Origin of the sequence: Streptomyces sp. SUK 48, assembly GCF_009650765.1 — a bacterium.
Lineage (GTDB): Bacteria > Actinomycetota > Actinomycetes > Streptomycetales > Streptomycetaceae > Streptomyces.
On sequence record NZ_CP045740.1, the window covers coordinates 967,879 to 979,928 of the forward strand.

General features: G+C 74.8%; 6 protein-coding genes. 3 read left to right on the plus strand and 3 right to left on the minus strand.

Annotated features, from left to right (window positions below):
* Positions 1-53: 53 nt before the first annotated feature.
* Together GHR20_RS04235 and GHR20_RS04240 are read right to left on the minus strand one after the other, a co-directional pair.
* The gene (locus GHR20_RS04235; protein ID WP_153812274.1) at positions 54-2,543 is read right to left on the minus strand and encodes an ATP-grasp domain-containing protein; all 2,490 of its coding nucleotides are present in this window, start codon (positions 2,541-2,543) and stop codon (positions 54-56) included.
* Positions 2,544-2,588: 45 nt separating this feature from the next.
* Positions 2,589-3,860 carry a condensation domain-containing protein gene (locus GHR20_RS04240; protein ID WP_194858805.1) on the minus strand — a complete coding sequence of 424 codons (1,272 nt, stop codon included), beginning with the start codon at positions 3,858-3,860 and terminating at the stop codon, positions 2,589-2,591.
* A gap of 340 nt (positions 3,861-4,200) precedes the next feature.
* Here GHR20_RS04240 and GHR20_RS04245 point away from each other — a divergent pair, with 340 nt between their 5' ends.
* Both GHR20_RS04245 and GHR20_RS04250 read left to right on the plus strand, forming a co-directional pair.
* Positions 4,201-5,865, plus strand: coding sequence for an AMP-binding protein (locus GHR20_RS04245; RefSeq protein ID WP_153812276.1), 1,665 nt, complete (start codon positions 4,201-4,203; stop codon positions 5,863-5,865).
* Between the two features lie 55 nt (positions 5,866-5,920).
* Positions 5,921-7,183 carry an MFS transporter gene (locus tag GHR20_RS04250; protein WP_194858806.1) on the plus strand — a complete coding sequence of 421 codons (1,263 nt, stop codon included), beginning with the start codon at positions 5,921-5,923 and terminating at the stop codon, positions 7,181-7,183.
* A gap of 225 nt (positions 7,184-7,408) precedes the next feature.
* On the opposite strand, the gene GHR20_RS04255 is transcribed toward GHR20_RS04250, so the two are convergent.
* Positions 7,409-9,019 (minus strand): phospholipase D-like domain-containing protein, encoded by a 1,611-nt coding sequence (locus tag GHR20_RS04255; RefSeq protein ID WP_153812277.1) that lies wholly within the window; start codon positions 9,017-9,019, stop codon positions 7,409-7,411.
* Between the two features lie 815 nt (positions 9,020-9,834).
* Between GHR20_RS04255 and GHR20_RS04260 the strand changes: the two genes are divergently transcribed.
* Positions 9,835-11,883 carry an ATP-binding protein gene (locus GHR20_RS04260; RefSeq protein ID WP_153812278.1) on the plus strand — a complete coding sequence of 683 codons (2,049 nt, stop codon included), beginning with the start codon at positions 9,835-9,837 and terminating at the stop codon, positions 11,881-11,883.
* Positions 11,884-12,050 lie beyond the last annotated feature (167 nt).

Consider the following 12,050-nt stretch of genomic DNA (forward strand, 5'->3'; position numbering starts at 1 on the left):
GGGGTGAGAGGTCGGCCTTGTGCGGAGTGAGAGGTCGGCGTTCTGGTGCGAGGTCAGCGAGGGAGCGGCGCGAGGCGGTGGCGCACGGCCCGCTCGGCGGTGTCCAGGGCCGTGCGGCACTCCTCGGGGCGGTCGCCCGTGGCGATCAGCGCGGCCAGGCGGGGCACGATGCCGTGCGGGGGCAGCCGCAGCTCCGTGCCCGGCGGGGCGAGGGCGACGGCGTCCGCGATGCCGGGCACGGCCGCCGCGGCGGTGACGTCGAGTTCGTGTACGACGGCGTCGTGCGCGGGGTAGACGAAGCGGACCTCGGCGCAGCGCTCGTGGCGTGGTGTCACGTCGGGGGTGCGGCCCAGGGCCAGGTCCGCTGCGGCGGCCACCTGGTCGACGCCGGTGGCGAGGCGGCCGAGCAGCGGGACGAAGTCGCCGCCGAGCCGCCCGTTGACCTCGACCACGCGGGGCCCGGACGGGGTCAGCCGCAGCTCGCTGTGGGTGATGCCGGTGCGCAGGCCGAGCGCGGTGTGCGCGGCCGTGACCACGGACTCCGCGTCGCAGGCCCAGGGTTCGTGCCGCCAGGGTGCCACCAGGTGCCCGACCTCCTCGAAGTGCGGGGCGAAGCCGAGGCGTTTGCGGGCCACGTTGACGAGGTGGACGCGTCCGCCGTCGACGGCGCAGTCGACGCTGATCTCGGGTCCGGTGAGGTACTCCTCGACGATGGCGCCCGCCAGCCGGTCGATGCCGGGGAAGGCGGCGGTGGTGGCCCGGTCGAAGGCCCGGCCGACCGCCTCGGGCGTGTCGGCGAGGGTGACGCCGATGGAGCCGGCCAGGCCGCGGGGTTTGACCACCACGGGCAGGCCGAGTTCCACGGCGGCGGCGATCGCCTCGGCGCGGCCGTGGACATGGCGGAAGGCCGCGGAGGGCACCCCGGCCGCGGCGAGGGTCCGCCGGGTGGTGAGCTTGTCGCGGCAGCCGCGCACGGCCTCGGGCCCCAGGTGCGGCAGGTTCAGCCGCCGGGCGGCCTGCGCGGTCGTGGCCAGCAGCGTCTCGTCCCAGGTGAGGATCGCGCCCGCGCCGTCGGCCGAGGCGAGCAGATCGGCGACGGCCTCGGTGACGGCGTCGGCGTCGGCGGTGTCGGCGGCCCGGAACCGGTCTCCGACGTACGGACGCTGCCACCTCGGCGGTCCGGACTGCACGAGCGCGGTCTCGACCCGTTCGGCCAGGGCGGCGAGCGCGTACCGGCGGTAGGGCGGGTTCCCGCAGCCCACCACGGCCACCCGGGCGGGCGCGCGCTCGTCGACGGGCGTGCACACCAGCGCCGTCCCACGGGCCGTACGGCGCAGCGCCGCCTCCACCTCGGCGCTGCTCCGGCCCGCGAATCGGAAGCGCGCTCCGGCGTGCTCGTACCCGCCCCCGGTCATCAACTGCCCCCGGTGCGGGACGCGGTGGGCGTAGGCGGGCCCGTCGTCCGGCAGGGTCACGGAGCGCACCCGGCACGGAGCGGGGACGGAGGGCGGCACCAGCAGCCAGCCGCCGACCCGGTCGGTCCGGGAGGGCGCGGCCGGTGTCGGGTCGGGGGTGTCCGTCTGGTGGGCGAAGGCGGCGGCCATGAGGTCGACGCCGTGCACCTCCCGCCAGACGAAGGGCACTTCGGCCCCGCCGGGCCGCGCTCCGAGTTCGAGCACGGTCAGCGCACCGCGCTCGCTCTCGAACAGTTCCAGGTGGAAGACGGACGGACGGGCCAGCAGGGCCCGCGCGGCCCGAGCCGTCAGCGCGCCGATGCGCTCCAGCGCGGCGCCGTCGTCGATCTCCACCGATCCGAGCGCCTCGCCGGAGGTGAACTCCAGGCAGCTGCTCACATAGCGCGAGGCCCGCCAGAAGCCGAGGTCGCGGCCGTCGAAGACGCCGTCGACGTGCAGGATGCGGTCCGGCACCCACGGCTGGACGATCATGTCGGTGCCGGTGGGAAAGACGTAGGCGGCCAGCTCGCGCGGGGAGTTCAGGCGGGTGACCTGGGCGCTGGCGGTGCCGCGCCGCGGTTTGACCAGGACGGGCCAGCCGTGGGCTGCGGCGAAGCGGGACACGGCGGCGTGGCCGGGGGCGTCGGCGGTCGCCGGTGCCGGGACCGCGTGCGCGGCGAGGCGGCGGGCCATCAGCAACTTGTCGCGCACCGGGCGCAGTTCCTCCGTGCCGGGCCCCGGCAGGGACAGTTCGTCGCGCAGGGCGGCGGCCAGGTCGAGATCGGTCTCCTGGAGGGCGACGACGCGCGTCGGCGGCCCGCACCGCTCGGCCAGCCGGTCCACGGCCTCGCGCACCGCCTTGGCGTTCTCGGTGCTGTCCACCAGTTCCACCCCGGCGGCCCCGTCCAACGGCAGGTGTGTCAGGGCCCGTTCGGTGGTGACGTAGCTGACCTGGTGGGCGGTGTGGTCGAGGTAGCGGGCGTAGTCGGCGTACCGGTCGCTCCAGCGGTGCAGGACGACGATGTGGGCGGGGGCGGTGCCGTCCTGGCGGGGCCGGGCGAGCGGACGGCTGGGGGTGGGGCCGGGCACGGGACCTCCAGGGGGCGCGGGGCGGTGGGGCGAGGGGCCGGGGCGTCAGGCGGCGGCGAGCAGTGTGTCGTGCAACTCCCGGAGCAGGGCGGCGCATTGGGCGCGCCCGGTGTCCCGCGCGGTCAGCCGCACGGTCAGGGTGTGTCCGTCCTCCTGGGAACGGGCGTAGCAGCGTGGTCCGATGGTGGTGAACGGGGTCTCGAAGGAAATGGCGGGCTCGACCGGTCCGGCGGCCTCGCGCGGTGCCGTGCCGCCGCGGTCGGCGGGCGGCAGGGCCACGTGGTTGAAGGCGCAGGCGGGCTCGGGGGCCCGCGGCATACGGGCGCGCAGCGCGGCGAGGGCCGTCACGTCGTGCATGCCGTGCCGGACGGCGCGCAGGCTGCCCCAGTGCACGGTGCGGGCGAGCGTCACGATGTCCGCGTCCACCCCGTCCACGAGGGCGGGGACCCACTCGTTCATCGAGGTGACGAGGTCCCTCCAGCGTCCGGAGAACCGGTTGGCGCTCATCAACTGCACCAGCAGCGTGCCGCTTCGGCACCGGCGCCCCACGGCGCGGACGTACGCGGCCAGGACGGCGCCGGCGACGGAGACCCCGGCCCGGCGGGCGAGCGCACGGGCCCCGGGGAGCGCGGCGGCCGAGCGGAGCGTGCACTGCACGACCGCGCCGGGCGCGTCCCCAGTCAGGGGCTGCCGGGTGGCCGGAGCCTGGTCGAGCGTGCGGCGCCAGTACGCCAACGCGGCGTCCTGGCGCCGCAGTCCGTCCGGCCCGTACTGCTCGGCGGCCAGGTCGGCGGGGCCGGGTGCCGGTCCGCCGAGGCTGCCGGGCGCGGCGAGTTCGCGCAGCAGGTCGCGCCGCAGCACCTCCTGGGCCCAGGCGTCGGCCAGGATGTGGTGCTTGACGAGGACGAGCCGGCTCGGTGGCCGCCGTCCGTCCGCCGTGGGCTCTCCGGTCGCCAACCGGGCCCGCCAGCCGGCCTGCCGGCCCAGGTCGAAGGGTTCGGCGGCCAGTCGCAGCGGGAGGTCCGCCGCCTCGGCGTCCCCGGCCGGGACGGTGGTGAGGTCGACGGGTGGCGGCTCGTCCGGGAGCCACTGCCGGGGCGCGTCGGGGTCCCGCAGGTCGTAGCGCGTGCGCAGGGAGGGATGCCGTACGGCGAGCGCGGCGAGCGCGCCGCGCACGGCGTCCGGGGCGGTCCCGGGCGGCAGGTCCCACACGGCCGCGTTGTTGGGCTCGTGGCGGCGGCTCTTCGGCAGGTCGCGGATGTCGTGCCAGACGGAGAGCTGGCCCAGGGAAAGGGGTCCCGCATCAGCCGGACGCACGCCACACACCTCCATATTCCATAATACGGAAACTGAATTCCAGTGAGCGCGCCACAAGCTGCCACAGCTCGCGGGATCTGTCCAGCGATCACCGGGAGGGCGGGGCTCCACTTCACGCGAGCCCGCCCCCGCCCGCCGCCCGCCATCTCCCGCCCATGCGAGAGGGGTTGAAAAAGGCGGGTGGCGCTTCCGCGGTGGCGTGTGAGAGCGTGGGTTTGGATATCGGAAACGTAATTCCGTAATACGGAACTACTCAAGGTGCGGGTCTCGCGCTCGCGCACAGGACCCGGCCGACACCACGCGTACGCCATCCCCCCCCTCGGCGGAAAGGACTTCGTCAGTGAGCCAACGGCCGGACTGCACCGCGGCGACCGGTGAGTTCCTCCACGACCTCCTGCTCGACCCCGCCCGGCACTCCCCGGACCACCCGGCCGTCGTCGAACCCGCGGCCACCGGCGCGCCCACCGTCACCACCTACGCCGAGCTGACCGCCACCGTGGACGCCTGTGCGGCAACCCTGGGGGCGCTGGAACTCGCCCCTGGCACGCGGGTGTTGCTGGAGGCGGAGGTGAGCGCCGAGTCGATCGCCGTCCTCCTCGCCTGCTCCCGTACCGGGCTGACCTTCGTGCCGGTGAGCCCGGAGATGCCGCCGGATCGGCTGCGCGCCCTCATCGAGACCGCCCGCCCGGCGCTGCACGTGCGGGCCGCGACCGCGGAGCGCGCGGACCTGCCCGCGACACTGGGCACGGCACACTTCGGCGGCGGCGCACTGGTCGTCGAACGCGCCCCCACGGCGACCGCGCGCCGACGGCGGGTGCCGTGTGTCACCGACCCCGCCTACATCGTGTTCACCTCCGGAACGACCGGTCGTCCCAAGGGCGTTGTCATGAGCCACCGTGCCGTGACCGCCTTCTGCCGCGGCATGCTGGCGTACCGCATCGCCGCCCCCGGCGACCGCGTCGCCGGCACCTCCCCGCTGCACTTCGACTTCTCCCTGCTCACCATCGGGCTCGCGCTGGGCAGCGGCGCGGCGGTGGTCCCGGTCCCTCCGCGCCTGGTGCGCTGGCCCCGGCCCTTCCTGCGCGCTCTGCGCGACACGAAGGCCACCCAGGTCAACGGAGTACCGTCCATCTGGCGGCAGGTCCTGCGCCACGAGGCGGACCGGCTGGCCGAACTCGACCACCTGCGAGGGGTGTTGTTCTGCGGCGAGGAGTTCCCCCTGCCGGAGCTGCGCCGTCTTCAGGAGCTGCGCCCCGGTATGCGGATCGTCAACTGCTACGGGGCGACCGAGTCGATGGCGGCCACCTTCGAGGACGTGCCCGAGCCGCTGCCGGCCGAGCTGGAGCGGCTGTCGATCGGCACCGCCCATCCGGGCGCCGAGCTCCTGCTCAGGGACGGCAACGGCGACCTCGTCGACGAACCGGGAACGGCCGGGGAGATGCTGCTGCGCAGCCCGGCGCTCTTCTCCGGCTACTGGGACGACCCGGAGGCCACCCGCGCCGCCCTCGTGCCCGACCCGCTGTGCCCGGAGTCGGGCCAGGTCGTCCTGCGCACCGGGGATCTGGCGACGCGCGGAGAGAAGGGGGAGCTGTACTTCCTCGGGCGCGCCGACTCCCAGGTGCAGATCAACGGCAACCGGGTGGAGCTGGGCGAGGTCGAACGCCGCCTGACCCGCCACCCCGCCGTCACCGCCGCCGCGGCGCTGCGCCTGGCCCGGCCCGACGGGGGCGGCTGCCTGGCCGCGTTCGTGGTCGCGGACCCGAGAGGCGGCGCGCGGCACCTCTCCCATACGGGCGCCGGTGAAGCGGCGCCCGGCGAGGACATGGCCGCCGTCCTGCGGGACTTCTGCGCCCGCGCCCTGCCCGCGTACATGGTCCCCGCCGAACTGCGGGTGGTCGACGTCCTGCCGGTCACCGGCAACGGCAAGGTCGACCGCGCCGCACTGGCCGCGAGCGCCGCCGGGCCCGCGCGGCCCGGCCCGGCGCCCTCGCGGGCCCCGCAGTAGCGGACGCCCCTGTCGGCCACCCCACCCGACCGCTCGGCAAGCACGGAGGAACACGTTGACCCCCGCCCCGTCCGCCACGTCCCCCGCCGGCCGCCTGCGGACCCTCGTCACGGTCCGCGCCGGCGGTCTGCCCGGCGCGTTCTGGGTCCTGTGGTCCGGCACCCTGGTCAACCGCCTCGGCGCCATGGTCAGCCCGTTTCTGAGCCTCTACCTCAGCCAGGTCCGCGACGTGCCGCTCGGCACCATCGGCGGCATCCTCGCGATCGTCGGGGTCGGCTCGGTGATCTCCCAGCCGCTGGGCGGTTTCCTCACCGACCGGTTCGGCCGCCGGGTCGCCCTGACCGGCGGGATGCTCGCCAACGCCGGCTCCCTGCTGGCGCTGGGCCACGCGCAGTCGCTGCCCGCCCTCACGACGGCCGGCTTCGCCCTGGGTGTCACCCTCGACCTCTTCCGGCCCGCCGCGCAGGCCCTGGTCGCCGACACCGTCCCCGCCGCCGACCGCACCCGCGCCTTCGGCCTGCTGCTGTGGTCGGTCAACCTCGGCTTCTCCGCCGCCATGGTCCTCGGCGGCCACCTCGCCACCCGCGGGTTCTCCCTGCTCTTCTGGGTCGACGCCGCCGCGTGCGCGGTCTTCGGCCTGCTGGTGTGGTGCGCGGTTCCCGAGACCCGGCCGACCGCCGCGGAGCGCGGCACCACCGGCAGTTACGGCACCGTCCTCGCCGACCGGGCGATGCTCGCCTTCGCCGGAGTGGTCGTCCTGTACGCCGTCGTCTTCCAACAGGCGTTCGCCACCCTGCCGCTGGCCATGGCACGGCACGGACTGTCCGGTGACGTCTACGGAACGGTCATGGCCGTCAACGGCGTCGTCCTCATCCTCGTACAGCCGCTGATCGGCCACCGGCTCGCGCCGTTCGACAAGAGCCGCGTCCTGGCCACCGGCTTCGTGCTCGCGGCCGGGGGCAACACGCTGGTCGCCGCCGCGTCGGCGGGCCCCGCCTTCGCCCTGGCCGTCGCGGTGTGGAGCCTCGGCGAGGTCCTGGTGTTCGCCGTCACCGCCGCCATCGTCGCCGATCTGTCCCCGCCCGGCCTGCGCGGCCGCTACAACGGCCTGCTCGGCATGGCCTGGGGCACCGGCTTCCTCATCGCCCCCCTGGCCGGCACCCGCCTCCTGGCCGTCGGCTCCACCGTCCTGTGGCTCTCCTGCGCCGCCCTCTGCGTGACCGCCGCGCTGGCCCAACTCGCCCTGGGACCTGCCATCAGGAAACGGACCGCACAACTCGCCGAGGAGACAGCCCCGTTGCCGAAGGCCGTCTCCTAGCCTCCGACAGCCTCCCCCCCATGGGCTTCTACGGGGCACCGCATGCCGCGTTCCTGTTCGTCACCGGCGGGGACGCGCCGGTCAACCGGGGCGCTACCGGCCGGGCGGCCCTGGAGGCGGCCACCACGTTCCACCTCCAGCGCCGGTCGCGAGAGCGGGCCGGCGCCCGTGGCAGCACGTTGCCCGCAGGCGCGGCCCGCCTCGTTCCGCTCTCCGGACGGGGCGTCAGATGTGGCACACGCCCCGCTCGTAGTCGACCGTGGCGGTCTCCTTCGAGTAGGTCCACTGAGGAGTCAACAGCTGTGCGTCGAGCTGCTGGGCCGCGCCGGGGCTCTCCACGACGTACCCGAAGTCCTGCAACCACGCCGGGTAGAGGTTCTTCGATCCGATGTAGAAGGCCGAGCCGTCGACCGAGACCAGCTTGTGGTGCTGGGCGTAGGGGTGGCCGTCCGCCCAGCGCGCGCTCGAAGAGCTGCGGAAGGTCGCGAGCTGGAGGTTGGAGCAGAGCGCCGCCCTGGCGCTGGTCTCGTCACCGGTGATCCGGACCAGTCGGTCGCGCAGTACGTCGCTGACCTCGGAGAGGGACGTGATCTGCGAGTAGCCTCCGCTGCCGACGGCGCCGCGGTTGGCGGGGTCGCTGACGACGATCCGCACCTTCACGCCGTCGGCGAGCTTGGCGGCGAGGGCGTCGTAGACGCGGGTGTCGTAGCGGGGCAGCGGCGGGCAGGTCGCGTTGAGGTCCTGCTGTGAGATCTCGATGTGCCGGGTCGCGCTGGAGATCAGCGAACGCAGCGCGCTCTCCTCGGGGTTGACCGTGTCGTAGTCGCGGTCCCCGTTGGTGTTGTCGTGCAGGCCGACCACGCACCGGGTGTCGGAGGTGTCCGGCAGGGCCGGTCGCCAGGACGAGGCCGGGTCGGAGTCCTCGATGCCCACGCCGAGTCCGCCGACGGCGATCACCGGCACGTCGCCGGTGGCCGGGACGGCGCGGGGGTTCGTGTCCCGCTCCATGGTGGCCATGCAGTCCGATCCGCCCGAGGAGGCGTACCACACGTTGGCGACGTTGGCCTTGTTGCGGCAGGTCCAGCCCCACAGCCGGTCCAGGTAGCGCCCGGCCGTCCCGGCGGCGGGGCCGGTCAGGGCGAGGTCGACGTCGCTGACCGGATGGCCGGTGTCGAGGTAGTCGCCCTTCCAGTCGTTGATGCCGCCGGTGACCGCGGACTCGCCGTCCACGACCAGGAGTTTGGAGTGGTTCCAGGAGAAGGCGGTCTTCGACGTCGTCATCGAGGCGACGTTCAGGGTGATGGCGTCGGCGGCCGGGCCCAGCTTGTCGCGCAGGTCGTCCCGGTACTTCGAGGGCAGCACGGTCATGTGGTAGACCGGCGCGGCTCCGACCAGGACCCTGACCTTGAGCCGGTGCCCGGAGGCCACGGACGACTTCAGGCCCGCGACGATGGCGTCCTGGAAGGCGCCGTCCGGGAAGGGCGCCAGGCTGGAGATGTCGACGGTCCGCGTCGCCCGCGAGATGTTCTCGGTCATCTTGGCCAGCAGCCGCTGGGTACCGACGCGGTCCCGGCAGCCGGCGTCGCCCCAGCAGCCGGGCGTCTGGAGCAGCCAGCCGGCGGGGTCGTCCGCGCCGGCGTCGAGCCGGTTGCCGGCCGTCCGCTCCCACACATCCCCTTCGAGGCCGGGCGAGACCTCGCGCAACGTGCGTTCCACGGCGTCGAGATGGGGAGTCGCGTCGTCGGCGGTGGCGGGCGAGGCGGGCAGCACGGTCAGGGCGAGCGCGGAGATGAAAGCGGCCCGGGCCGCACGGGATAAGCGAAGCGAAATGATCATCTACAGAAATTACCAGGTCAGAGGTCATACCTCCGGCCACGGAGGTGCCCCGAAACGGCGGCCGGACACCGGTACATCGCCGCCGAGTAACCGGCCGGGCCCGGCCGGGAGATGCCCCTGCCGGGCGCGCTCGCCGGCGCGTGGCGCGTCCGCGGCCACGACCGGGGCAAGAGGGCCGCGCACCATGCCCGTCCGCAGCGCCTTCCGGGGCCGCGGAGCCACTCTCCCCCGGTTCCTACGGTGTGCCGACACGTCACCGAACCAGCACCGTGCATCACCGGGCAGGTCCACCGGACTTCGCGCACGCGCGCGGCCGCTCCTCCCCCATCTCGATGCGGGCAGAAAGCGGGCGTCGCGACTCGCCTGACGTGTCGTTTCGTCGGCTTCCCGGGTGGGAGGAAGCGAACGGCGGAAGGTACGGTCCTTCTCATGTGTGACGTATGTGATCTTCACACCCGGGGCCGTCGCCGGTGCAACGATCCGGTCGCCCGCGACGTCCTTTCTTGTGGGTGGCGAGCCGTTCGCCGCCGGGTGGAGCGGACCGAAGGTGGCGACTGGTGGGTGCCGCGCGCACAGTGGCGGTGGCGCAAGGACCTCGCGCCGGGCCGGGCCCGCGAGTCCGGTACGGCCGGAGGCACTGTCCCCGCCGTGCCCTGGCGTGAACACTCCGCGACGGAGTGCGGCACGACCGGTTCCCCGCGAGCTCTTTCGAGCGCCCCCCGGTTTCCCTTCCCGCCTCTCCGGTTCCCGCCCTCCGGTTCCCGCCCGTCCGGCGCCGCCCCGACGGCGCCCCTGAGCAGTCCGACAGGTAGACCATGCACATAGCCCCCTCCCCTCAGGCGCCGCGCGCCGACTACCGCGCGGGGGTGGCCTCGGCCCGACGGCAACGGCTCTTCGCCGGCCGGGCGGCCGAGCTGCACCTGCTGCGGGAGTCGCTGCTCGGCACGCCGCCGGGCTGCCAGGTGCTGTGGCTGCACGGGATGGCCGGGGTCGGCAAGAGCACGCTGTTGCGCCGGTTCGTCGCCGAGGCGCGGGAGGCGGGCAAGGCGGTCCGCGTCGTGGACATGCGCAGTACGGCCCCGACGCCGGAAGGTTTCCTCGGCGCGCTGGAGGCGCCCGGCGGGCCGGCGGAGCCGGACCTGCTCGTCATCGACTCGGGGGAACTGCTCGGCCCCCTGGAGTCGTGGCTGCGGGACGTCTACCTGCCTGGACTGCCCGCCTCGCGCCCGGTCCTGGTCGGCGCCAGACGGCCTCCCTCGGCGGAGTGGCGCACCGATCCGCAGTGGTGGGACGTGCTGCACACGGCCGTACTCGGCCCGATGAGCGACGCCGAGGCGGCACGGCTGCTGCGTGACCGAGGTGTGCCCGAAGCGGCCGTCCCGTCCCTGACCCGGGCGGCATACGGGCTGCCCCTGGCTCTCGCGCTCTTCGCGGAGGCCCGCCAACAGGCCGAGGCAGAGGGTGTGGGACCTGCCGACGCCCCGGAGGATTCGCCCGAGCTGGTGTGCGAACTGCTGCGTCTGCTGCTGCGCGAGAGCCCCTCCCCCGCCCGGAGCGACGCGCTCGCGGTGCTCGCCCTCGCCCGCGTCACGACCGAGGAACTGATACGGCACACGCTGGACGTGCCGGTCGCGGAGGCGCACGCGCTCGGGAACTGGCTGCGCGGCCTCTCCTTCGTGCAGAGCACCACCGAGGGCCTGGTGCCGCACCCGCTCGTGCGCCGGTTCCTCCTCGCCGACCTGCGCTGGCGCGGGCTGGAGAAGTACGAGCGCCTGCACCGGGTGCTGCACGCCCATGTGACGGAGCGGCTGACGCGGCGCACCGGGGGGCGCTGGGCGCTCGGGGCGGCGCTGGCCCATCTGGGCGGCGTGAGCCGGGCGGTGCGGGAGGCCGTGGAGTGGGAGGGGACGGACCGGCTGCACGTGCGCTCGGCCCGCGCGGAGGACAGGGACGCGATCCTCGACGTACTCGGCGCCGAGCACGGTCCGGCGGCGGCCGCCACGGCACGCGCGTGGTGGGAGCGGCAGCCGTCCGCGTTCTCGCTCGCGGAGGAGGGCGGCGCCCTCGCCGCCGTCCTCGTCGCCCCCTGGCTGGAGGCGGGGGCGACGGGGCTGCCCGATGACCCGGTCGCGGAGGCGGCGCTGGCCCGTACCCGGGAGCGGGCGCCGCTGCGACGCGGCGAGCGGATACTCCTCGCGCGGTGGAGCACGGGCTCCCCGGCGGCGGCGGCCTTCGCGCTGACAACGTTGTGGGCGACGGTTCCGCGCCTCGCGGTGAGCTGGACGTGCACCCGCGCGGGGCGCCCCGGGCTGCCCACGCTCCTCGGCCTGTACGGGCAGCGGCGCGAGGCACCGGTGACGGACCGGGAGGGCGAGGTGGTGCTCCCGTACGTGCAGGACTGGCGCGGTACGGGCTTCACCGCGTGGTCGGGGGCGCTGTTCGAGCGGTTACTCACCGACGACCCGGCGGCGCCGACCGCCCCGGCGAACGGCCCCGCGGAGGCCGAACTGCCCTGGCCCGCCTTCGCCGAGGCCGTCAAGCACGCCTACCGCGACGCGCAGGACCTGCGGCTGCTCGCCGACAGCCCGCTGCTCGGGACGCCTCTGGTGCCCCCGGCAGGAGACGCGGCGGCGCTGCGCGAAGTGCTCGTGCAGACCGTGGAGCGGCTGTCGGGGTCCACGGGGCAGCGGCAGCTCGGCGAGGTCCTGGAGATCACGTATCTGAGCGGTCCGCGCAGTCAGCGGGCGGCGGCCAGCCACGCGCGTCTCTCCTTCAGCACCTACCGGCGCCGCCTGGCAGAGGCTCTGGCGAAGGCGGCGGAACTCCTGCGCGAGCGTCAGCTGTACGGTGTCGAGGTCCGGTGAACAGACCGCTGCCGTACCGGCGTCGGGGCCCGCCGCTCCGGTGTACCGCCCGTGAACGACTCCGCCGTGCGGCACCGCCGCGGGGGGTCGGCACCCCGTTCCCGCCGGACCGGGCGGGGCAGGGCGGCGAAGCCGGACGCGCGGGCGACCGGCCGCCTGCAACTGGA

What these genes read in the sequence shown, in the direction of transcription:
- GHR20_RS04255 (WP_153812277.1), bottom strand. Translation starts at nt 9,019, where the DNA reads ATGATCATTTCGCTTCGCTTATCCCGTGCGGCCCGGGCCGCTTTCATC.
- GHR20_RS04260 (WP_153812278.1), top strand. Translation starts at nt 9,835, where the DNA reads ATGCACATAGCCCCCTCCCCTCAGGCGCCGCGCGCCGACTACCGCGCG.